The organism is Haemophilus pittmaniae (genome assembly GCF_900186995.1).
In the GTDB taxonomy this organism is placed as follows: domain Bacteria; phylum Pseudomonadota; class Gammaproteobacteria; order Enterobacterales; family Pasteurellaceae; genus Haemophilus_D; species Haemophilus_D pittmaniae.
Genome location: NZ_LT906463.1, coordinates 1,275,942 through 1,299,202, shown reverse-complemented (window position 1 = coordinate 1,299,202; position 23,261 = coordinate 1,275,942). Strand labels below are relative to the sequence as shown.

Annotated in this window: 22 protein-coding genes; 10 read left to right on the top strand and 12 right to left on the bottom strand. The window is 42.6% G+C overall.

Translation table 11 applies throughout. The features are described from left to right. Window positions 1-288 precede the first annotated feature (288 nt). Together CKV74_RS06430 and CKV74_RS06425 are read left to right on the top strand one after the other, a co-directional pair. On the top strand, window positions 289-2,001 hold the full coding sequence (locus CKV74_RS06430; protein ID WP_095176898.1) for a molecular chaperone HscC: 1,713 nt from the start codon (window positions 289-291) through the stop codon (window positions 1,999-2,001). 9 nt (window positions 2,002-2,010) lie between these two features. Further along, window positions 2,011-3,858 (top strand): J domain-containing protein, encoded by a 1,848-nt coding sequence (locus tag CKV74_RS06425; protein ID WP_095176897.1) that lies wholly within the window; start codon window positions 2,011-2,013, stop codon window positions 3,856-3,858. A gap of 137 nt (window positions 3,859-3,995) precedes the next feature. On the opposite strand, the gene hpt is transcribed toward CKV74_RS06425, so the two are convergent. Beyond that, window positions 3,996-4,535 carry a hypoxanthine phosphoribosyltransferase gene (hpt, locus tag CKV74_RS06420; protein ID WP_007242139.1) on the bottom strand — a complete coding sequence of 180 codons (540 nt, stop codon included), beginning with the start codon at window positions 4,533-4,535 and terminating at the stop codon, window positions 3,996-3,998. A 226-nt stretch (window positions 4,536-4,761) separates the two neighbouring features. Continuing rightward, window positions 4,762-6,117 (bottom strand): metalloprotease PmbA, encoded by a 1,356-nt coding sequence (gene pmbA / locus CKV74_RS06415; RefSeq protein WP_007242076.1) that lies wholly within the window; start codon window positions 6,115-6,117, stop codon window positions 4,762-4,764. Window positions 6,118-6,205: 88 nt separating this feature from the next. On the opposite strand from pmbA, the gene yjgA reads away from it, so the two are divergent. The 6 genes from yjgA to rapZ all read left to right on the top strand — a co-directional run bounded on the left by yjgA (window position 6,206) and on the right by rapZ (window position 10,194). Beyond that, window positions 6,206-6,766 carry a ribosome biogenesis factor YjgA gene (yjgA, locus tag CKV74_RS06410; RefSeq protein WP_007242095.1) on the top strand — a complete coding sequence of 187 codons (561 nt, stop codon included), beginning with the start codon at window positions 6,206-6,208 and terminating at the stop codon, window positions 6,764-6,766. Between the two features lie 152 nt (window positions 6,767-6,918). Continuing rightward, entirely contained in the window at window positions 6,919-7,572 is a 654-nt protein-coding gene (gene lptC / locus CKV74_RS06405; protein WP_007242084.1) for an LPS export ABC transporter periplasmic protein LptC, read from the top strand. Then, window positions 7,553-8,071: a lipopolysaccharide transport periplasmic protein LptA gene (gene lptA / locus CKV74_RS06400; protein WP_007242067.1), complete on the top strand. Its 519-nt coding sequence runs from the start codon at window positions 7,553-7,555 to the stop codon at window positions 8,069-8,071. The genes lptC and lptA overlap by 20 nt, the downstream gene beginning before the upstream one ends. A gap of 3 nt (window positions 8,072-8,074) precedes the next feature. After that, entirely contained in the window at window positions 8,075-8,800 is a 726-nt protein-coding gene (gene lptB / locus CKV74_RS06395) for an LPS export ABC transporter ATP-binding protein (protein ID WP_095176895.1), read from the top strand. A gap of 2 nt (window positions 8,801-8,802) precedes the next feature. Then, window positions 8,803-9,318 carry a PTS IIA-like nitrogen regulatory protein PtsN gene (gene ptsN / locus CKV74_RS06390; RefSeq protein WP_007242087.1) on the top strand — a complete coding sequence of 172 codons (516 nt, stop codon included), beginning with the start codon at window positions 8,803-8,805 and terminating at the stop codon, window positions 9,316-9,318. An 18-nt stretch (window positions 9,319-9,336) separates the two neighbouring features. Then, entirely contained in the window at window positions 9,337-10,194 is an 858-nt protein-coding gene (gene rapZ / locus CKV74_RS06385; RefSeq protein WP_007242107.1) for an RNase adapter RapZ, read from the top strand. Between the two features lie 38 nt (window positions 10,195-10,232). On the opposite strand, the gene CKV74_RS06380 is transcribed toward rapZ, so the two are convergent. From CKV74_RS06380 to CKV74_RS06345, 8 genes are all read right to left on the bottom strand, one after another. Next, on the bottom strand, window positions 10,233-10,913 hold the full coding sequence (locus CKV74_RS06380; protein WP_095176894.1) for a M15 family metallopeptidase: 681 nt from the start codon (window positions 10,911-10,913) through the stop codon (window positions 10,233-10,235). Window positions 10,914-10,917: 4 nt separating this feature from the next. Continuing rightward, window positions 10,918-12,048, bottom strand: coding sequence for a succinyl-diaminopimelate desuccinylase (gene dapE / locus CKV74_RS06375; RefSeq protein WP_007242101.1), 1,131 nt, complete (start codon window positions 12,046-12,048; stop codon window positions 10,918-10,920). Window positions 12,049-12,189: 141 nt separating this feature from the next. Further along, entirely contained in the window at window positions 12,190-12,534 is a 345-nt protein-coding gene (locus CKV74_RS06370) for an ArsC family reductase (RefSeq protein WP_007242120.1), read from the bottom strand. 76 nt (window positions 12,535-12,610) lie between these two features. Beyond that, window positions 12,611-14,494, bottom strand: a complete 1,884-nt coding sequence (htpG, locus tag CKV74_RS06365; RefSeq protein ID WP_007242105.1) for a molecular chaperone HtpG — start codon at window positions 14,492-14,494, stop codon at window positions 12,611-12,613. A gap of 196 nt (window positions 14,495-14,690) precedes the next feature. Beyond that, on the bottom strand, window positions 14,691-15,236 hold the full coding sequence (locus CKV74_RS06360) for an opacity family porin (protein ID WP_095176892.1): 546 nt from the start codon (window positions 15,234-15,236) through the stop codon (window positions 14,691-14,693). Between the two features lie 52 nt (window positions 15,237-15,288). Continuing rightward, on the bottom strand, window positions 15,289-15,795 hold the full coding sequence (locus CKV74_RS06355; RefSeq protein WP_007242129.1) for a SprT family zinc-dependent metalloprotease: 507 nt from the start codon (window positions 15,793-15,795) through the stop codon (window positions 15,289-15,291). Between the two features lie 48 nt (window positions 15,796-15,843). After that, window positions 15,844-16,998: a methionine adenosyltransferase gene (gene metK / locus CKV74_RS06350; RefSeq protein WP_007242144.1), complete on the bottom strand. Its 1,155-nt coding sequence runs from the start codon at window positions 16,996-16,998 to the stop codon at window positions 15,844-15,846. Window positions 16,999-17,072: 74 nt separating this feature from the next. Next, window positions 17,073-17,639, bottom strand: coding sequence for an anthranilate synthase component II (locus CKV74_RS06345; protein WP_007242151.1), 567 nt, complete (start codon window positions 17,637-17,639; stop codon window positions 17,073-17,075). Between the two features lie 68 nt (window positions 17,640-17,707). Between CKV74_RS06345 and CKV74_RS06340 the strand changes: the two genes are divergently transcribed. Both CKV74_RS06340 and CKV74_RS06335 read left to right on the top strand, forming a co-directional pair. After that, entirely contained in the window at window positions 17,708-18,679 is a 972-nt protein-coding gene (locus CKV74_RS06340; protein WP_007242122.1) for an aminodeoxychorismate synthase component I, read from the top strand. Window positions 18,680-18,687: 8 nt separating this feature from the next. Further along, the gene (locus tag CKV74_RS06335) at window positions 18,688-19,257 is read left to right on the top strand and encodes an aminotransferase class IV family protein (protein WP_007242094.1); all 570 of its coding nucleotides are present in this window, start codon (window positions 18,688-18,690) and stop codon (window positions 19,255-19,257) included. Between the two features lie 44 nt (window positions 19,258-19,301). Here the strand turns inward: CKV74_RS06335 and ggt are convergent, their stop codons facing one another. Next, on the bottom strand, window positions 19,302-21,074 hold the full coding sequence (gene ggt, locus CKV74_RS06330) for a gamma-glutamyltransferase (RefSeq protein WP_095176890.1): 1,773 nt from the start codon (window positions 21,072-21,074) through the stop codon (window positions 19,302-19,304). 265 nt (window positions 21,075-21,339) lie between these two features. Next, window positions 21,340-23,124 carry an aminopeptidase P family protein gene (locus CKV74_RS06325; RefSeq protein WP_007242075.1) on the bottom strand — a complete coding sequence of 595 codons (1,785 nt, stop codon included), beginning with the start codon at window positions 23,122-23,124 and terminating at the stop codon, window positions 21,340-21,342. Between the last annotated feature and the right edge of the window lie 137 nt (window positions 23,125-23,261).

Sequence of the window (23,261 nt, the reverse complement as noted above, 5' to 3'; positions counted from 1 at the left end):
GCGTTTTGCATTCTCCCCCAATAAAATCAATAACTTAGCATCATTTTTAAGCAAAACTTTGGTTTTGGAAGGGGCGTTTCGTGCCATAATGGCTGCTTTTTTATTCTCTCCTAATAAAATCAATGACTTAGCATCATCTTTAGGGAAAACATTTCATTTCAAGGGGGCGTTTTATTTCGCCCGATAAGCAAGTAACCAAGCAATTTTCCTTATTACAAAATCACCACAGCAAGTTGCTGTTTTTATGGCATAATTCGCTCCTTCAAACAAATCACATGGAAACCAATAATGAGTAGTCTACAAATAGGTATTGATTTAGGCACAACGAATAGTTTAATTGCCCAATTTATCGATGGCGAAACCCGCCTCATTCCCAATAAACTCGGACATGGATTAACTCCTTCGGTAGTCAGCGTTAGCGAAGATGGTTCTATCTTAGTCGGTCTGGCCGCCCGCGAGAGATTGGCTACCGCACCGCATATGACCGCTTCTGCATTTAAGCGCTTTATGGGCAGCGATAAAATTTTTAAACTGGGCAAACAACAATTCCGTGCGGAAGAGCTTTCTGCATTAGTGCTGAAAAGTTTGAAGGAAGATGCCGAACATTTTTTAGGCGAACCGATTGAAGAAGTAGTGATTACCGTACCGGCTTATTTTAATGCGATTCAGCGCCAAGCCACGAAAAATGCGGCCGAAATGGCAGGGTTAAAAGTAAGCCGTTTACTCAATGAACCAACGGCGGCAGGACTTGCTTATAACTTGCAAGATAAGCCGGATGATACCAATTTTTTAATTTTTGATTTAGGTGGCGGAACCTTTGATGTGTCAATCTTGGATTATTTTGATGGCGTAGTGCAGGTGTCTGCCAGCGCCGGTGATAATAAGCTGGGAGGCGAAGATTTCGTTCAAGTGCTACAACATTACTTTTTAACCCAATGTAGCACTTTAAGTAACGCACAAAAACAACGTATTCAAACCTCTAGCGAGTGTTGGCAAGTCTTCGAGCATGCCAAACGTCAATTGAGTAAAGAAAAGAGTGTCAAAATTGCTCTCACCTTAGATGAGCAAGTCCATGAAGCCATTATCTCTGAAGAGGATTTCCGTCAAGCCGCACAACCACTGATTGCCCGTTTACGCCAACCGATTGAACGCGCCCTACGTGATGCTAAACTCAATCCGGCAAGTATTGACGGGATTATTTTAGTCGGCGGTTCAACCCGTATGCCAATTATCCGCAAAGCGATCGCACAATGGTTCCAACGCTTACCACTTTCGGTGATCAATCCTGATGAAGCTATTGCACGTGGAGCCGCCGTACAAGCAGCACTCATTGCACGCAATCAAAATCTAGAAGAAGTTGTACTTACCGATGTCATGCCATTTTCATTGGGCACGACTGTTGGTGTAGATATGCCAAATGGTCAACGCGTTAATGACCGTTTCAGCCCGATTATTGAACGAAATATGCCGGTACCGATTTCACGCGAAGAACATTATGTGACTTCGCAGGATAATCAAACCAAACTTCATTTTGATATTCGTCAGGGAGAATCGGCTATTAGCAGTGAGAATATTTTGCTAGGTGAAATGTTCGTCACTGTCCCACCACGTCCAAGAGGTGAAGTAGGCATCACCGTTCGTTTTAGTTACGATATCAACGGATTGCTTGAGGTGGATTTAACCAATGATGAACTCGATATTCAAGTTAACCAGGTTTTCCAACATAACAGCCACAACTTGAGCGAGGCAGAAGTGCAGGCTTCGCGCGAAAAATTAGCGAAACTAAAAATTCACCCACGCGATCAACAAGAAAACCGCTATTTACTTGAAAAAGCAAAACGCTTATATGAAAACTATTTGGGTGAGGATCGAGCAACCATCAGCGAATTTTTAGCTTATTTCGAAACGGAATTGGAATCGCAGGATGAGGGCAGAATTCATCGTGCCAGAAAGAAAATGCAAGAATGCTTAGCGCGTTATGATACAGGCTGGTTACTCTAAGAGGCTGAAATGGCACATTGTTGGAAAATTTTAGGCATTAAAGCCACGGGTGATGAAAAAGCCATTCGTCGTGCTTATGCAAAAAAACTTAAAGTTACCCGTCCGGATGAAGATCCGGCGGGTTATCAAGCCTTGCGGGCGGCTTTTGATGAAGCATTAGTTAACGCAGCCTATCAGCGAGAATTTGCAGAACAGGCTGCGGCCAATCGTGCGGCTTCATTATTGGCAAATGAGGCCGATGTCGCACATTCAAGCACTGCATCAGATGATGAAAACGCATTACAATCCCTCGAATTTGAGTCACTTTTTGCCAATGAGTCGGCGTCTTTGACGGATTGTGAACAAAGCACAACTGACTTTAATTTAAGCGAGACGACTGCTGCAGAAACTGAACCCGATTCTGCACCTGAAGAAATTTCATTTGTGTACCAAGAGGCCAAACAGTCTTATGACACCGAAGATGAAGAGGCTGATTATGCCGAAGCGTCTGAAGCACCAGAACTTTATTTAGTTGATACCTTATTAATGGAAATTGATGAGGTTTTTGAAACTGAAGGGGAAATCGGTATTTTGCACAATTGGGCAAATTGGCAAACGCGTATCGAATCCCTTCCCTTTGACGAAAGCCCGATATTTTCTAGAGCCTTATTGCAGCGTTTTTTTGCCTATCCGGTGGAAAATAATTATTTAATTCAGCTTTGGGCCAATTATTTCCAATGGCACAAGGATTACATGATTGCCGATCAACTGAGTGCAGAGGCTTTTAATTTATTACAAGAAAAAACAGAACGAGCAGAGCGAGAAGTTGCTTGGGCGCCAATACCAAGTTACTTAAAATCGATTTCACCAAATTTAATTAAAACTGGCTCTAATAATAAGCAGACGGATTCTTTTTACTATGCCATGTTAACTAGGATAGGAAATCGGTTTAACGTTGTGTTAAGCGTGATTTATGCTTTTTTAGCTTGGGTTTATCTTGTTTATCAAAGAACCGCGCTTTCTCATCTCGGAATGGAAAGACAAGTCCCTAACTCAAATAACATTTTTTATGTTGCAAGAATATTAAGATATGCTTGGCGTGGGCTACTGCTTTTTTCCTTTATTCATATAATGTTTGGCCAAGAATATTATCGGGGCGATATTGCTGCGCCACTGGTTATATTTTTATTATTAACCGGTATACTTTTTATTGTATTAAATCTTCTTTTACTTCTATATAAATTTGAGTTTTGCGGAAAAATTTTATATACCGGACAAGAGCGTTATGAGTTTTTTCGCATGTTTGTGCTCCCCGCTGTAGGCTGCATTTTGAGCGTGGATTATCAATGGTGTGGAATAGCTATAATTTGTCTAAGTTTTATTCCGGCATATCTTGAGCGGGATAGCATTAGGTATTTTTGGAGTGTTGCATTATCTACTGTAGGATTAATCTATCTTCAAATAGAAATACGCTATCTAATACTTGTTATAGTTTATTGGATAAACCTGAACTCCTATTTCACGATATTTAAACCGCAGTCTTATGCCAACATCAAAGACATTTTAAGCTATCCATTTTTAAAGCAAAATATAAATTCTGATTTATTATGCTATCCCTTTATGCTGGTTTTAGCATTATTGTTATGGTTTGTTTTCTTACCTAGTTTGGCTGCAGAACATATAGCGAAAGTAAAAACATTTGGTGGGTTAATTGAATTTGGAGTGCTCAGTTTCATTATCACATTATTTCTCGAGCTAAATTATTTACCAAACGCGATTTATTATTTCTATCCTATTTGTTTGGTGATTTATTTAATCCATGGAGGAATCATGAAATTTGTCATGAAGCAATTAAGAGTGAGCAATCTGAATACGTGAAACTTTAATGACTCTTTGCCTTAGATAGTGCTCATATCGTCTATTTAAAGCAATCAAAAACGGTCAGGCGTTGAAGATTAATGATAAATTAACCTGAAAACCTGACCATTTTTTTATACGAAAATATATTCAGTTTTTTATTCTTCTAAGACAACTTTGCCAATATAGCCCAAATTGCGATAACGTTGAGCGTAATCAATACCATAGCCAATTACAAATTCATCTGGAATAGCAAAACCAACCCATTCCACCGGTACTTCAACTTCGCGACGAGATGGTTTATCCAACAAAGTACAAATGCTGAGACTGGCCGGTTCTCGCAAATTAAGAATTTCCCGCACCTTTTGCAGGGTATAGCCGGTGTCGATGATGTCTTCTACGATCAATACATGGCAGCCACGAATATCGCCATCTAAATCCTTACTGATTTTGACATCATGATTGGTGGTCATACCGCTACCGTAGCTGGAAGTTGTCATAAATTCGACTTCCACCGGTAATTGTAAGTGGCGCACTAAATCGGCCATAAACATAAAAGAGCCACGCAATAACCCGACTACAATCAGTTTGTCGATATTTTGCTGCTGATAGAAACGGCTGATTTCAACGCCGAGTTCGGCAATGCGACGATGAACCTGCGCTTCCTCAATAAGCACTTCAATATGGTGTTTTTTCATGGTTTATCCTGCTGTTAGGGAAAATGACGGGCGTCATTCTACACAAAAAACACAGAAAAAAAGAGCAAAAAAAAGGCTGAAGTGGAAACTTCAGCCTTTTAACCCTAACGAATTTACTTTCTACTCTACCTGTCGGAGTAACCTGCAATCACTACGAAACAGATGGCGCATATCTTAACAGGAAAACTTTATCTGTCAATAAGAATTATTATCATTTTTAATATTTTTAATTTCCTGATACTTTCATTTTTTCGATCAATAACGAACCCGTTTGAATATTGGAACGCTGCTCAACGTCATCAGCCACCGCCACAATATTGCGTAACATATCCGATAATTGGCCGGCAATCGTAATTTCCGCCACCGGATACTGAATTTTTCCGTTTTCCACCCAGAATCCGGCCGCACCGCGCGAATAATCACCGGTCACAATATTCACACCCTGTCCCATCACATCGGTCACCAATAGCCCCGTCCCCATTTGTTGTAACAAAGCATCTAAACCACCGGTTAAATTCGCTCTCACCAACCAATTATGGATCCCTCCGGCATGTCCGTTACTTTGCATATTCAGTTTACGGGCGCTATATGAGGTTAGCAAATAATGCGCCAATATACCGTTTTCCACAATTTCCATATCGCTGGTACGCACCCCTTCACTATCAAATGGCGTGGAAGCTAAACGCGACAGTAAATGCGGGCGCTCGCTGATATTGAACCAATCCGGCAATACCTGCTTGCCTAAATGATCCAAGAGAAAACTCGATTGACGATACAGACTACCGCCACTAATTGCCGCCGCAAAATGGGAAATAATTCCTGTTGCCACATCGTTTAAAAACACTACCGGCACTTCGCGGGTTGTCAATTTTTGCGGATTTAGTCGCGCCACGACTTTCTCACCACAATGGCGCCCTACCCAAACCGGATCGGCTAATTCCGCAAAATTACGGGAAATTGTATATTCGTAATCATTTTCCAATTGATTATTGATCCCACCAATCATCGAGCAAGATAAGGAATAACGGCTGGAAAGATAGCTTTGCAACATTCCGTAGCTATTACCATAAACCCGTACGCCGGTATGGGAATTAAAATCGGCACCATTGCTATTCACGATTTTTTCATCAAAATCCAAGGCCGCTTTTTCTGCGGCTAAAGTCAATCTGGTGGCCTCTTCGACACTCACCTTAGCCGGATGATACAGTTGTAGATCTGGTGCATCAAAAGCCATTAACTCGCGCGGAGCAAGGCCGGCACAATCATCCGGCGAGGTATATTTGGCGATCGCCAACGCAGATTCCACGGCATGTTGAATTGCACCTTCACTTAAATCGGAGGTGGATGCATTGCCCTTTTGATTACCTAAATAAACGGAAATGCCGAGTGCACCATCATTGGTAAATTCGACATTTTCAATTTCCTGTAAACGGGAAGAAACCGACAAACCGCTCACCTTGGTTACCCCCACCTCAGCCGTTGCGCCGGCTTTCACCGCCAAATCGATTGCAAAGGTGACAGCATCGCGTAAAGTGCGTTCTTGAGCAGTGAGAAATGCGGTGGAATTATCTGTTTCTTGCATAGTTTTTTCCTTATTAAAAATTTGTCGCATTTTATCTTATTTTGAAAGTTTATGCTAAAATGCCCAGAATTTTTTGGAAGGATAACCCATGGCAAAACGCACGAAAAAGCACAACGAGAATTTCGATTGGCAAGATGACGAACAAGAAGAAATTATTTGGGTCAGTAAAAGCGAAATTAAACGGGATGCCGAAGAACTCAAACAATTAGGCAGCAAATTAGTGAACTTAAGCGCCGCCAATTTGGCTAAGATTCCGCTTGATGACAGCTTATCTGAAGCCATCGCGTTAGCCCAACGGATCCAAAAAGAAGCCTACCGCCGTCAATTACAATACATTGGCAAACTGCTACGGGCTATTGATGTGGAACCTATTCGCGAAGCCTTGGCTAAAATCGAAAATAAACATAATCAGCAGCAGGCGATGTTACATAAACTGGAAATCGTCCGCGATGAATTGATCGCGCAAGGCGATGCGCGTTTAAATGAGCTCTGTAGTGAATATCCGCAAGCCGAACGCCAACAATTACGCAACCTTACTCGGGCGGCACAAAAAGAGCTGGCACAAGGCAAAGGCGCGAAAGCCTATCGGGAACTTTACCAACAGCTAAAATCCTTTATGTTGGATGACGAAACGACGGATGAAATTTGATTTTTAGATCAATACTAATAAAATCAAATACTTAGCGTTAATTTTAAGAAAAACTTTCATTTTCCTGGGGGCGTTTTAAAAACCGCCCTACCAGGAAAACATAAAATCAATCAACGCATTTGCCTAATAGTGCGATGCATTTTGGGAAATCTATGACAACAAATCTTCGTTGGAATATTCTTTTAGGCGTTTGTGCCTTGGGCCTGGCCGCTTGGTACTACTCGCTCAATCAGACAGATGAAAATCTACAAACGCTGATCAAAAAAGCTGACAGTCCGGAATATGTCGGTTTTAAGATGCAGACTACAATATTTTCGCCAGAGGGCAAAAAACAATATTTTGCTCAAGCGGATAAAGTGGAATATTACACGCAAGACGGGCATACCGACTTTAGCGCACCGGTTGTTTACCTATTCGATGTTCCCCTAGATACCCAATTCAATGCCAAGGGCGATACGAATGCTAGCGGTAATAAGGAAAATACCGACAATCTAGCAAATGATGGAAAAAACGGGCAAAACTGGAAGCTTTCCGCTGTCCAAGCGCGTTTGACGAAAAACAATATGCTGTATTTAGAAGGTGATGTGTTGGCGCAAAGTTTGGATCCGCTCTCGCGCCTGCAACGTATTACTACCTCTAGCGCATTGGTAAATCTGAAAAATCAGGATATCAGCTCCGACAGTCAAGTGACGATCAATGGCTTAAATTTTTATTCCAACGGCCTCAAAATGGTCGGAAACTTACGTAACCAAACCGCAACCTTAAAGGAACAGGTCAAGACCTATTATGAAATCAACAACAAGTAAACTGCTGCTTATCGGCGCTTTGAGTGCTGTTTCTCTTTCTGCTTCAGCACTCAAAGATGATACCAATCAACCAATTAATATTGTTTCCGACAACCAATCCTTGGATATGGAAAACAGCGTGGTAACCTTCACTGATAATGTGGTGATTACCCAAGGTTCCATTTTAATCAAGGCCAATAAAGTGGTGATTACCCGCCCACCGGAAAACTCCGGTAAAAAAGACACCGTAGATGCTTACGGCAGCCCGGTCACCTTCCACCAACAATTAGATGATGGCAAACCCGTTGACGGTCGCGCTAACAAAGTACATTACGATTTAGGCACGGAATTCTTAACCCTTACCGGCAATGCTCAATTGAAACAACTAGATAGCAAGATTGACGGTTCAGTGATTACCTATGATGTGAAAAAACAGCAATTAAAAGCTACCGGTAACGGTAAATCCCGCGTGCAAACCGTGTTGATCCCAACCCAATTACAAGACAAAGGCAAAAAATAAATTATGTCGATTTTAGAAGCCGAATTGCTCGCGAAGAGCTATAAAAACCGCAAAGTGGTCTCTGAAGTAAGCCTAAACGTGCATTCCCGCGAAATTGTCGGCTTACTTGGCCCCAACGGTGCAGGTAAAACCACAACCTTCTATATGGTTGTTGGTTTGGTTCGCCACGATCAGGGCAAAATCACCATTGATGGGGAAGACATCAGTTTGTTACCGATGCACGATCGTGCCCGTCGCGGGATCGGCTATCTTCCGCAGGAAGCTTCAATTTTCCGCCGTTTAACGGTATTTCAAAATTTGATGGCAGTTTTAGAAATTCGTCAGGATCTGAACCAAGAACAACGTATCGAACGGGCTAATCAATTAATCGAAGAATTTAATATCGAGCATATTCGGGATAGCCTTGGTCAATCCCTATCTGGCGGTGAGCGCCGTCGGGTGGAAATTGCCCGTGCGTTGGCGGCCAATCCGAAATTTATTTTATTAGATGAACCTTTCGCCGGTGTTGACCCGATTTCCGTTAGTGATATCAAAAAAATCATCACTGATCTCCGCAATCGCGGTCTGGGTGTATTAATCACCGATCACAATGTGCGTGAAACCTTAGATGTGTGTGAACGTGCCTATATTGTTGGTGAAGGTCAGATCATTGCAACCGGTACACCGGAAGAAGTGATGAATAACGAACAGGTTCGTCGTGTTTACTTGGGTGAACAATTTAAACTCTAACCATGAAATTTACATCGCTATTAGATCAACAAAATATTCGACTTGGTGTTAGCTTCAGTAGCAAAAAACGCCTATTTGAATCAATCGCTGCATTTGTGGTGGAACAACTCCATTGCGAACATGGCGAACAGGTTTGTTTCGAATGTCTGTTTGAACGGGAAAAATTGGGTAATTCCGGTCTGGGAAATGGTGTAGCTATGCCGAAAGGTCGCCTACCCGCCGACAGCTTAGATAAGCCATTATGCGTGTTTATGCAATTGGATAGCCCAATTGACTACGATGCTCCGGATGATAAACCGGTGGATATCGTATTTGCGGTATTGGTTCCTGCAAATAATTGTCAGCAATATATTCCCGCATTAAGTGAAATTAGCGAAAAATTAACCGATAAAAATTTTATTAAACAACTGCGCAGCGCCAAAAGTGTGGAAGAGGCTTGGCAAATATTTGAAATTGCCGATACCCATACTGAAGAGGATAAATCAACCGAAGCAGAGGAAAATGATACGCGGCAGTAACCATTTTAGGAGTTGAAAATGGAAATTATCATTATCAGCGGGCGCTCCGGCGCAGGAAAATCCGTAGCATTACGGGCGTTGGAAGATATGGGATACTACTGTGTCGACAATCTTCCCTTAGATTTATTACCGCAACTCACAGAAATTCTCTCAGCCAGCCAGTCTTCTGTGGCTATTAGCTTGGATATCCGCAATCTGCCTAATTCCGATTCGACATTGGAACAAACCCTCAATAGCGTGGCGCAAAAACACAGTCTCACCCTAATTTTCTTAGATTGTGACCGCAGTACCTTAATCCGTCGCTATAGTGATTCACGCCGGCTACACCCGTTATCCGTGAAGGATCTATCCCTTGAAGCCGCTATTGATGCGGAATACCAACAACTGGAACCATTAATTCAACACGCTAACTTCATTATCGACAGTTCGCAACTCTCCACCCATGCCCTTGCCGAGCGATTACGCGAAGTGCTGCGTGGTGATGCTGATAAAGAACTTAAAATCATCGTGGAATCCTTCGGCTTTAAATATGGTATTCCACTGGATGCAGATTATGTGTTCGATGTGCGTTTCCTACCAAATCCACATTGGAATGCAGAACTTCGTCCAATGACCGGATTAGATGAACCTGTGGCTAAATTCCTCAGTGGCCATGATGAAGTAAATAACTTTATCTATCAAACCCGTAATTACATCGAAACCTGGTTACCAATGTTGGAACAAAATAACCGTAGTTATTTAACCATTGCTATCGGTTGTACAGGTGGCAAACACCGCTCCGTATACATTGCCCAACAAATCGGCGAATATTTCCAAGCCAAAGGGAAAAATGTGAAGATTCAGCATAAATCCCTGGAAAGAAATAAGAAAAACTAATATCACATAAAAAACGCAGCCTACCGGCTGCGTTTTTGTTAAACCATATATTGCTCAAAAATCTCAGGAAGATGCATAACTAAGATTTCCTTTCCCTCCACTAATTCATGATACCAAGCTTGCAATAGTACATCTGCTGTAAACAATTGCATTGCCTGTTGGGCCAGCGGAAGGTAACTGATATGCCATGGCTCCCGCCCGACTTTTTTACCTTCCGGTTGATGCATAAACGGTAAGGCGAAATCGAAGTCAGATAAATTCTCAGCGAGAAATTCACTCAACTCAAAAAAATAACCGCCTTTTTCGTATTCCCAGGGTTCAAGTTGTAATGACTTACCTTGTGGTAACAGCTCTGGATCGAAAATATCAATTTCCGTGCCCCAATGATGGCGACTACCACCGGGTAAGGCGGACCAACGTAAAATAGCTTGTGCTTTTTGCCAATCATCCAACAGGTTCAAATCTAAAGCCTCACCGGCATCATCATGGACTTTACGTTCACCGTTAAATTTGCCGTTCCAAATCAATTGTTGTCGGGCAAAATCGCGAAAACTACTGGCCGGTTGCAAATTAAAGCCATGTTGAGCCGCTCTTTGTTGTAGCGCTTGAAAAGCTTTTATCGCCTGCGCTTGTAAAAAGTGCTGGGACGAATGAGGCGTCGGCAAATGAATCAAATGCTCACGCGATTTACCGGTAAGCATTTCAGCTGTTAATTTCATTTTATTAATCCAATAGATTCACTAACATTTGATGATAAACCTGCCCGCATTTGACGAGATCCGTCAGACTCACACATTCATTCACCTTATGGATGGTCGCATTAAGTGGTCCGAATTCTACAACTTCCGCGCCCATTAAGGCTATAAAACGGCCATCCGAGGTGCCACCACCAGTTTCGGCTTGTGGTGTAATTCCGGTGATTTGCTCAATTGCTGCGGTTAATGCATCTAATAATTTACCCGGCTTAGTTAAAAACGGTTTACCTGATAAATTCCAGTCAATACGGTAATTTAGTTGGTGTTTTTCCAACATTTCAGCCACTTTTTGCTTAATACTTGTATCGGTTACCTCCGTGCAATAGCGCAAATTGAACTGCACGTAAAGCTCTCCCGGGATCACATTATTACTACCGGTGCCGGCATGAATATTGGCGATTTGTAAACTGGTCGGCGGGAAAAACTCATTCCCCTTGTCCCATTGGTAAGTCGTCAATTCCTGTAAAAATGGAGCGGCTTTATGAATCGGATTTTCTGCTAATTGAGGATATGCAACATGCCCTTGAATCCCTTGAATATACAGGTTTCCCGTAATCGAACCACGACGACCATTTTTCACCACATCTCCCAAGGTTTTCGAACAGGAAGGTTCACCCACCATGCAATAGGTGATTTTTTCGCCACGTGCCATTAGGCTCTCCACAACACGCACCGTACCATCCTTTGCCGCGGCCTCTTCATCGGAGGTTATCAACAAAGCAATTGTCCCCGTATGCTTCGGATGGGCTTTCACATATTCTTCTGCCGCCACAATCATCGCGGCTAACGAACCTTTCATATCCGCAGCCCCACGTCCATACAACATATCGTCGACAATTTCTGCTGCAAACGGTGGATATGTCCATTGGTTTTCATCACCGGTCGGTACCACGTCCGTATGCCCCGCAAAGGCGATCACAGGTTCTCCCGAGCCATGCTTTGCCCATAAATTCAGCGTTTCGTTAAAAGGCATCCACTCAATCTGAAAACCCAATTTTTCTAAACGTTCAGCAACCAAGCCTTGGCAGCCCTCATCATTTGGGCTAATGGAAGGCCGGCGAATTAATTCCTGTGCTAAGGAAATCACTTGTTCTTGCATAAAATTCTCAATGAAATCAATTTATTACGAATAATGTCACATTTCAAAATAGATTTTTTAGTCAACCTTAATAAAATCAATGAGTTAGCATCCTTTTTTAGCAAAACTCTTTAGAAATGTATAGCGTTTTAATGTCACATTCTAGATGAAAGCCTGCTCGTAGGCTGCTTTATCAAAGCCCAATAAGGCAATTCCATCCTGCAAAATAATCGGACGCTTTATTAAGGTTGGATGTTCTGCCAATACCGCAAGGGCGGTCGTTTTTGACAATCTGTTTTTTACCGCATCATCAAGGTTACGCCAAGTTGTGCTGCGTTTATTCACTAAATGTTCCCAGCCGAATTGTGCTTCCGCCTGCTGTAAGAATTGCTCATCCAATCCATCCACACGATAATCGTGTAATTTGTGTTCAATATTTTGTTCCGTAAGCCATTTCAAGGCCTTTTTCACGGTATCACAGTTTTTTATGCCGTAAACGGTAATCATATTTGCTCCTCAATAAAAAATCCCCATACTCGATAGCAGGGGATTTTAATCATTCATTGAATTAAGCTCAAACGGATTAGCCTAATAATTTATTAATACGTTTGATGAAGGCCGTTGGATTATCCAAAGAACCTCGTTCTGCAAGCATGGCTTGTTCAAATAGCAATTCTACCCAATCCGCAAATTCAGCATCATCGGCGATATTTGAGGCTTTTTTCACTAACTCATGCTGCGGATTTAACTCAAAGGTATATTTTACTTCCGGTACCGGTTGACCTGCTGCCGCAAATAGTTTTGCCATTTGCGTTGTCATTTGATCGTTATCGGTGGAAATCACCGCCGGTGTATCAGTTAACCGATGGGTTAAGCGAACATCTTTGACGCGTTCAGCAAGCAGGGCTTTCACTCGGCTAATAAAATCTTCGAAGGCTTTATCCTGTTCTTTTTGAGCCTCATTTTCCTCTTTATCCGCCAAATCACCTAAATCCAAATCCGCTTTGGTAATAGATTGTAGTTGCTTACCATCAAACTCGGTTAAATAACTTAGCATCCATTCGTCAATTCGATCGGAAAGTAACAATACTTCAATTCCTTTCTTATTGAATAATTCCAAATGCGGGCTATTTTTCGCAGCAGCATAGCTATCGGCAGTAATATAATAAATTGCCTTTTGACCTTCCTTCATACGGGATACATAATCTTCAAAGGAAACATTTTGTTCGCTACTATCATGCTGAGTGGAAGCAAAACGCAACAACTTAGCAATACTTTCCTTATTCGCAAAGTCTTCGGCCGGTCCTTCTTTTAAAACTAAACCAAATTCACGCCAAAATTGTTGATATTTTTCCGCATCATCTTTCGCTAATTTTTCCAACATTTGTAAGGCACGTTTAGTTAAGGCTTTACGCAATGCCGCGGTGGTTTTGTTATCCTGCAAAATTTCACGGGAAACATTTAACGGCAAGTCATTACTGTCGATTAAACCACGCATAAAGCGTAAATAATTTGGCATGAATTGTTCCGCATCATCCATAATGAACACACGTTGCACATACAATTTCAAACCGTGCTTATGTTCGCGGTTAAATAAACCCCAAGGCGCTTTCGATGGTACGTACAGCAAACTGGTATATTCCTGATTTCCCTCAACTTTGTTGTGAGCCCAAATCAATGGATCAGCAAAATCATGGCTTAAATGTTTATAAAATTCCTTGTATTCTTCATCGGAGATATCGTTTTTAGAACGCGTCCAAAGGGCTTCGGATTTATTGATTTTTTCCCATTTTTCGCCCGTTTCTTTGCCTTCTTCATCATATTCTTTCGTCAGCATTTCCACCGGTAAACCAATATGATCGGAATATTTACCAATGATCTCACGCAAGCGCCATTCATTTAAAAATTCTTTTTCCTCATCGCGCAAATGTAGGATCACATCGGTACCACGGGATTTTTTCTCTAGATCGGCGATCGTGTATTCTCCTTCTCCAGCGGATTCCCAAAGTACCCCTTGAGCTGCTGCGACACCGGCGGCACGGGTTTTCACGGTAACCTTATCTGCCACAATAAAGGCTGAATAGAAACCAACACCAAATTGGCCGATAAGCTGGCTGTCTTTCGCCTGATCCTGGCCTAGCGCGTTTAAAAATTCTTTTGTTCCTGATTTAGCAATTGTGCCCAAATGATCGATAACCTGTTCACGGGTCATCCCGATACCATTATCGCTGATGGTTAGCGTCCCTTTTTCGGCATCAAAGCTAATGCGCACACGCAATTCACCGTCACCTTCATATAAGGCAGGATTGGAAAGAGCTTTAAAGCGTAATTTATCGGCAGCATCGGAAGCGTTGGAAATTAACTCACGAAGAAAAATTTCTTTATTGGAATATAAAGAATGGATCATTAATTGTAAGAGTTGTTTGACTTCCGATTGGAAGCCGCGGGTTTCTTGATTTTGTGACATATTTTCTCCTTATCGATAAAAATGCGTGTCACAGATATAAGAATAAAACCGGCAATTTCAAGAGGGGAATAAGATTTTTAAATCATTACCAATAAAATCAATGAGTTACATCACATTCTTAAGAAAACTTTGATTTTCGAGGGGGCGTTTACAGACAAAAAAAAGACCGCCATAGCGGTCTTGTTTATCAGTAGGATTAGAACTCGTAGCCCACACCCACTTTGGCACCATAGTTGTTAATTTTGGTGTCATCGTAAGTACCAAGACGGTTATATTCAACCGCACCGTTGGCATACCAGTTGTGATCTAATTTATATTTAGCACCAGCAAGCGCACCGTAACCTAATTTGGTTTCGGAAGTTTCGCGGAAATTGCTGGAATCGGAATGATTTACTTTAAAGTGGTTGGCCGCAACACGAGCACCTACATAAGGTTGTACTTGGGAACCGGTGTCGATGTCATAAATTACGGAAGCACCAAGACCTTGAACACGGGCAGATGTTTGTTCGCCAGCTGCTTGACCGCTGAATTTACCGTGATAGGTATAATCACCGGCAACACGTACATTACCTAATTTGTAACCCACTGCAACGCGTGGTTCAATTTTGGTTTTATTCATATCACCGTAAGAGGTAAATTTAGTACGGGAAATACCTGCATCACCTTCCGCATACCAACCGGCATTTGCGGTAGAAGCTACGGCAAGGGCGCCAACGGCTAATGCTAATAATGTTTTTTTCATTGGATAGCTCCTCGTTTGTTAATTAATCTCGGGCACTATAGCACAGATAAGGCTAGTTTTCATCAGTAAATATCAGCTTTGTCCGACATTTTCGACAAATATAGTCGGTTTTTTCTCGTAATATTCGCAGATGCCGCCGTTTACTCAATAAATGTTGCTGACAAGCGCAATGATAACGAAAGGTATCCCCTTGCACAGAAGCCACATCAAAACGGTGGTAGGTTTCTGCCGGCAGACCGAATACTCCTTGCATCATCTCCTGCCATTCCCGTCCATGGGGTTTCACCCGGCCAAATAATTGATAAACCAATAAATGTGCCAATTCATGGGGGACCACTTGATGAAGGAATTCTTCAGCATTTTCCTGCAACAGGATCGGATTAAAACGCAATAAATTTTCCTGTAAATGGGCAACACCGGCTTTAACACCACGTAATTCAAAACTAATTTCAGGCGCTTTAAAACTTCGCTTAAAATGTGCCTTAGCTAATCTCAAACATTGCTCAAGGCGACGTCGTAGCTGCATTTTTAATTGTGGTAATGGCGTAAATGAATTCATTGAATAAAAAGAAAGCCGCAAATTGCGGCTTTATCTGAAAGAGTCAAATTATTTTAAACCAGCAGCTGCGCGCAATTCGGTTGCACGATCAATTTTTTCCCATGGGAACTGTTCGCGCCCAAAGTGACCATAAGCGGCAGTTTCACGATAAATTGGACGAATTAAATCTAACATTTTGATTAATCCATAAGGACGTAAGTCAAAGAATTCGCGTACCAATTGTACCAATAATTCGTTCGCAACTTTACCTGTACCAAAGGTTTCCACCATGATAGAGGTGGGCTCAGCAACCCCAATAGCATAGGAAAGTTGGATTTCACAACGATCCGCTAAACCGGCAGCAACAATGTTTTTAGCCACATAACGGGCCGCATAGGCAGCAGAACGGTCAACCTTAGATGGATCCTTACCGGAAAATGCACCGCCACCATGACGAGCAGCACCACCGTAGGTATCCACAATAATCTTACGCCCAGTCAAACCACAGTCGCCCATTGGGCCACCAATCACAAAACGACCAGTTGGATTGATAAAGTATTTAGTGTCCTTGGATAACCAGCTTGCAGGCAATACCGGTTTGATGATTTCTTCCATCACCGCTTCATGCAAATCCTGCTGACTAATATCTTCACTATGTTGGGTTGACAGTACCACCGCATCTACGCCAACAATTTTATCGTTTTCATATTTTAAGGTAACTTGGCTTTTAGCATCAGGACGCAACCAAGGTAATGTGCCGTTTTTACGTACCTGCGCTTGCTTTTCCATTAAGCGATGAGCATAAGTAATAGCTGCCGGCATAAATACTTCGGTTTCATTAGTCGCATAACCAAACATAATACCTTGGTCACCCGCACCTTGTGCCAATGGATCGGCGCGGTCAACACCTTGGTTAATATCCGAGGATTGTTTACCGATGGCATTTAATACAGCACAAGAATGACCGTCAAAGCCCATATCAGAATGTTCATAACCGATATCACAAATCACTTTACGGGTCAGATTTTCAATATCCACCCAAGCGGAAGTGGTAATTTCCCCACCCACTAGTGCCATCCCGGTTTTCACATAGGTTTCGCAAGCGACACGGGCTTTCGGGTCTTGTTCTAAAATGGCATCAAGTACCGCATCAGAGATTTGATCGGCAATCTTATCCGGATGCCCTTCAGATACGGATTCAGAAGTAAATAAATAACTAGACATAAAATTCTCATTTAGATGTATTGACGTATAGACGTCTATAATACGGATTTTTGTTTAATAAGCAAGCAAATTCATCAGGTATGAAACAACCATGCCCGCAATAATTCGACACCATATTGCGACATATAAGATTCGGGATGAAACTGCACAGCAAAAATTGGCAATTCCCGATGTTGAAAGGCCATTACGACTCCCGCATCATCTTCAGCAACAATCTGCAACTGCGTAGGAAAGTCCTCTTTAGAAAGGGCCCAAGAATGGTATAAACCAACCTTAAATTGTTCCGGTAATGCTTGCCACATACGTGTTTTTACCAACATTTTTATCTGGTTTTGCAAACCATGTCGCGGGGTTGCCAAATTATACAAATGCGCCCCAAAAAACTGCCCGAGGGTCTGTAACCCTAAACAAACACCCAAAATAGATTTTTCCCGATAGGTATTCTGTAGCAACTTAAAAAGTTGTGGATAGGCACTCGGCACATCCGGCCCTGGTGAAATAAGAATGTGGCTAAAGTCCTTCGGTGTATCCTCCGTCAGTACCTCTACATTCACTACTTGATATGGCACATTTAACTGACGTACCAATTCCACTAAATTATAGGTAAAAGAATCGTGATTGTTTACAACCAAGAGTTTCATTTTGTGGTCTCAAAATTGAAATTGCGCGATTTTACGCTAGAATCCGCTTTATTTCCCAATTATTTGTCATGCAGCAATTCATTCAACAGGCCAACGAATTTGGCCGACAACAACGTCCTTTTTTCTTTCTCATTGATTTTGAAGGACAAAAACCGTTGATAATGTCGCCATCGGAGGCTGCCGAGCAGGGCATTTATTTTGCTCTGGAAGATCATACTAATACTCCAAATAGGCTTCCAAGCATATCGCAGTCTGATGTGCGATTAGGCATCAATCCCATTTCCTTCGCAGACTACCGCCAGGGTTTCACATTGGTGCAGCGGCAACTGCAATTGGGGAACAGTTATTTACTCAACCTTACCTATGCCAGCGAGATTACAATCAATCAACATTTGCGTGAATTGTTTGGGGCGATTAGTGCTCCCTATAAACTTTATTTAGAAGATCAACTGCTCTGTTTCTCTCCCGAATCCTTTATCAAAATCCAGGATCAACAAATTACCACCTATCCTATGAAAGGAACGATCTCTGCAGTCACACAAGATTCCCTCGATCAATTATTAAACGATCAAAAAGAATTACAGGAGCATTACACCATCGTAGATCTTATGCGCAACGATTTAGCGATGGTCGCGATGAACATTCAGGTCAAACGCTTTCGCTATGCTGAAAAAATAGCCACCGCACGTGGTGACATTTGGCAAACCAGCTCAGAGATTTGCGGAACCCTAGAGGAAAATTGGGCCAATCATATCGGGGATATTTTGGCTACCCTACTCCCAGCCGGTTCTATCAGCGGTGCACCAAAAACCAAAACCTTAGATATTATCCAAGCGGCAGAACAGGGACCACGCGGTTACTACAGCGGTGTATTTGGTCTGTTTGACGGCAAATCTCTAAATAGTGCGGTAGCTATTCGTTTTATCGAGCAACAGGGCGACCGATATTATTTCCGCAGCGGTGGAGGCATTACCCTACACAGTAATTGTCGCGCCGAATACGATGAACTATGCCAAAAAATCTATCTTCCGTTTAAATAGGAAAAATCATGTTTCCGCTTTTTGAAACCCTTGCCGTGAAAGACGGCCAAATTCTCAATATTGAATATCATCAGGCTCGTTATGAGCGTAGTCTGCACGCCTATTATGCCCACCAACGCATACAAATTTTCGATTTGGCGCAAATGCTACAGATTCCGTCTGAATGCCATCAAGGGCTATTCCGTTGCCGACTAGACTACAATCATCAGCTTGTGCAGGCAGCTTATTATCCTTACCAACAACGTCATCTACGGCGCTTTAAGCCCATTATTTGCAATGACATCGACTATCACCTGAAATATAGCAACCGAGAGCAACTCAACGTACTCTTCGCACAACGTGGCGAATATGACGAAATTATGATCATCAAAGATGGAAAAATTACCGATTGCAGTATTGGAAACCTAATTTTTAAGAAAGGAAATCAATGGTTTACTCCCGATAGCCCACTACTGGCAGGAACCCAACGGGAAAAGCTACTGGCCGAGGGAAAAATCATTGAATGTCCGATTCGGATTGAAGAGCTTCCCCAATTCAGCGAAGTACGACTTATCAATGCCTTAAACCCTCTCGAATAAACAAACGGCTCGGATGATTTCTCCGAGCCGTTTTTCATTAGCGATTAATAACCGACCGTTTTTCCCTCCGGATTACGCGGATCGGAATAGCCATAGAAACCATTTTCACCGGCTTGAATTATTTGTACCCGTCCCATTGGGGCTTTTTCTTTAATGCTATAGCCTTGTCCTTGCAATAAAGACAATGTATCCGGGCTCAATCCTTCCTCTACCCGCAATTCATCCGGTAACCATTGATGATGCACCCGTGGAGTCACAATTGCCTCCGCCGGATTCATTTTATGATCCACGGTATTCACGATACTTTGTAATACAGTGGTAATGATCCGAGAACCGCCCGGACTACCGGTAACCAACCAAGGTTTATTATCTTTCATCACTAACGTTGGAGTCATTGAGGAAAGAGGCCGTTTTTGTGGTGCAATAGCATTCGCATCACCGCCAATCAAACCAAACCCATTGGGAACACCCGGTTTGGCGGAAAAGTCGTCCATCTCATCGTTCAATAAAATGCCGGTGCCTTCCGCAACAATGCCGCTACCAAAATTAAAGTTTAAGGTATAGGTCACCGCTACTGCATTGCCCGCTTTATCCATCACCGAGAAATGGGTTGTTTGATCGCTCTCATAAGGTTGCGGTTTGCCCGGTTTGATTTCGGCAGATGGTTTCACTTGGGTTTCGCTAATACCTTCAGCCAAGTGATCAGCATATTTTTTCGAGGTTAAACCTTTTACCGGAATTTTCACAAAATCCGGGTCACCTAAATATTCGGACCGATCCGCATAAGCTAATTTCATAGTTTCAGCCAAATAATGAATGGTTTTAGCACTATTGACACCATACTCTGCCAACGGATAACGCTCCAAAATATTCAACATTTGCACCAAATGGATACCGCCTGAGCTTGGTGGTGGCATAGTGACTACTTTATAGCCACGATATTCCCCTTCAATCGGTTGACGTTCGATGACTTTATAGCCTTTTAAGTCATCAAGAGAAATTAACCCTTGATGCTTTTCCATTTCAGCAACGATTTTTTTCGCAATATCGCCTTCATAAAAAGCCTTAGAACCTTCTTTAGCAATTAATTTTAAGGAGGCAGCCAAATCCTTTTGCACTAATAAATCGCCCTCTTGCAAAGGTTCACCATCTTTAAAGAAAATGGCTTTAGTTTGTGGCCATTGCGCTAGGTTATCTTTTTCGGTTTTTAGGGTATTCGCCAAAATAGGTCCCACCGTAAAACCTTTCTCTGCTAATTGAATAGCCGGCGCTAATACCTGCGCTAAGGACATACTGCCCCATTTCTGTAATGCATATTCCATCCCCGCCACGGTACCCGGTACGCCCACCGCAAAATGGCTATAAAGGGAACGGCCGTTAATCACATTACCGTCTTTGTCCAAAAACATATTTCTATCGGCTTTTAATGGTGCAGTTTCACGGAAATCAATCGCATAGTTCGCGCCGCTCTTAGCATCATGTAATACCATAAAACCACCGCCACCAATATTGCCGGCATTCGGTAAGACCACTGCTAAAGCAAATCCAACTGCGACCGCGGCATCTACCGCATTCCCACCTTGGCGCAAGATCTGAGCGCCAACCTCGCTAGCCAATCCTTGTTCACTGGCCACCATGCCATTTTTGGCATAAATCGGGTGAAATATGTCTTTCTCACTATCATAGCGGGCAGCCGCTAAAGCCGTCGCCGAGGGCGTTGCGGTTGGTTGATTTGCCATAGCAAATGGAGTGCCCAAAGCTACCGTAATGGAAAGCGCTAAACTGCTAAATAAGCATTTTTTGGCAAATTTTTTCATACTTTCTCCTTGTGTTAATGAGTTGTGTGCATTGCCGTGTTTAGGAATCGTATTCGGCAATGCCTTGAGATTACCGCAATTTCAACTGTCGAAACAATAGACAATGATAAAATCCATAGGACACAAAGAAAGCAAACGCTTGGTATAAAAATTGCCTAATAAAAAAGCAGACCTCAGCCTACTTTTTCAATTTTTAAACCAACCCTAATAAAATCAATAACTTAGATGTTATTTTCTGAAAAACTCTGTTTTTCAAGGGGGCGTTTTAAAGCGCTTCGGTACGCTCAATCAACCAGGCTTTGGCCGCACCTTCGACCAGTGGTAATAATTTTTCCCGAACTTCAAGATGATAGTCGTTCAACCAATCAATTTCGTTTTGGGTTAATAATTCACGCACAATCAAACGGCTATCAATTGGAAACAGCGTTAAGGTTTCAAAGTACATGAAACGGCCGAAATCAGTTTCCTGTGGTCGGCTAACCATACGATTAGCGACCAAATTTTCAATCCGAATCCCCCATTTTCCCGGACGATACAATCCTGGTTCATTTGACGTGACCATTCCCTCACGCATCGCTGTTTGTGGCGTGACTGCAGAATGATAAGAAATGACCTGCGGTCCTTCGTGTACGTTAAGGAAAAAGCCAACTCCATGGCCCGTACCATGCCCGTAGTTACATTGATGACGCCACAATTTTTCCCGGCCAATCGCATCCAATAAAGGAGCACCAATTCCCTCAGGGAAAACCGCTTCAGCCAAGGCTATATGCGCCTGTAACACTCGGGTAAAATCAGTTTTTTGCGCATCACTTGGCGTGCCAATCGGAGAAACCCGTGTAATATCAGTCGTTCCTCCTTGGTATTGCCCGCCGCAATCGATCAATAATAAGCCATTGCCCGTAATTTGTGCCGAATGCTGTTCACTAGCGCTGTAATGTGGTAATGCCGCATTTGCATTAAAGGCGGCAATGGTGCCAAAACTGTGGGAAATGAAATGCGGCACCAAACGGCGGCTGGCCAATAACATGCCATCAATATCCCATTCGGTCACGCACTGCCCAGCAGCTAATTTAGCTTCGAGCTCTGCATAAAAACGACAAAGTGCAGCGCCATCCTGCGCCATGGTTTCACGCAAATGGGCTAATTCGGCTGCAGATTTAATGGATTTAGCATAACTGGACGGATTTAAATCTTCGATCAAGTGCATTGTTGACGGCAGGCTCAAACGGCTCGACATAGCTGTTTTTGCCGGATCCAATAATAATGACTGTACTTCCGGCAATGCGGCCAATTGTTGGCCTAACGCCTCATATGGCATACAGGTAATTGCTGATTCACTCAAACGTGTACGTGCTTCATCATTTAAACGAGAATCATCAACAAATAACAATGCGGAATTTTTGCCAATTAATAGATAGGCTAAGAAAACAGGATTATAAGGCACATCATCGGCCCGTAAATTGGTCAACCAGGCAATATCATCCAAGCTGGAAATCAAATGCCAATCCGCACCTAAACGTTGCATTTCATGGCGAATGTGGGCTAATTTTTCGCTTGTCGACTGAGCTACAAATGCAGCCAAATGCAGATAAACCGTTGAACGTGGTAAATTAGGACGTGCCTTCCATAGTTCGGCAGGCAAGCTATCAAATAGTGTTAAATGAAGTGATTTTTCGGCAAAAACCTCAAGCAAACGACGATGCAACGCCACTGATAACATATCTGCCGCCACACCAACTTTGGCCCCCTTAGTTAATTGTCCTAGCAACCATTGTGGATAGTCATCGGTCACCCCTAATTTACACAGCGCGATACCGCTCCCCTCGAGCTGAGCAGCCGCTTGTTCCCAATAACGGCTATCAACCCAAAGCCCAGCTTGTTCGGCCGTCACCACCAATGTTCCAACCGAACCGGTAAAACCAGAGAAATAACGGCGAGCCTGCCAATGCTCAGGTAAATATTCTGATAGATGAGGATCCGCCGAGGGAATAATCCAGGCATCAATTTGATTTTGAGCCATAAAACGGCGTAATTCTGAAATATGGGACATGCTTCTCTCCTGCAATGAGCAATTTGAATGACTAAAGCATTACAAAATCAACATAACAGCGCAAGCAGTTTTACAAATGAAAATTTGTGGCTTGAATTGAGAAGTGAATACTTAAATTTTAGGCATAAAAAAAGCCG